Consider the following 262-nt stretch of genomic DNA (forward strand, 5'->3'; position numbering starts at 1 on the left):
GATATAGGGACATCATCAACACTTTATCAAGGACGATAATATGTCTGAACGTGATATTTTGCCCCCAGGCAGCTCCGTGCCTAGAACGCCTCTAGACAGTCCAGCACCTGCTAGCCCGCCGCCTGAAAAGCTGCTGTCCAAACCTGTCGCACTGATACAGCTAATCGTATTTAGTGCTATTGGCTTGGTGATGTTCTTTGTGCCTTTTACTATTGGTGAAAAGAGCACCATTTTATTTGATCATGGGGCAACTTATCTAGTC

General features: G+C 45.8%; 1 protein-coding gene. It reads left to right on the plus strand.

Annotation, left to right across the window (positions count from 1 at the left end; all coding sequences use genetic code 11):
• Positions 1-40: 40 nt before the first annotated feature.
• A partial coding sequence (locus AAEY93_RS20760) for a hypothetical protein (protein ID WP_351079575.1) occupies positions 41-262 on the plus strand: 222 nt, incomplete at its 3' end.

Origin of the sequence: Shewanella sp. CAL98-MNA-CIBAN-0140 (genome assembly GCF_040309905.1) — a bacterium.
Taxonomy (GTDB): Bacteria; Pseudomonadota; Gammaproteobacteria; order Enterobacterales; family Shewanellaceae; genus Shewanella; species Shewanella psychromarinicola.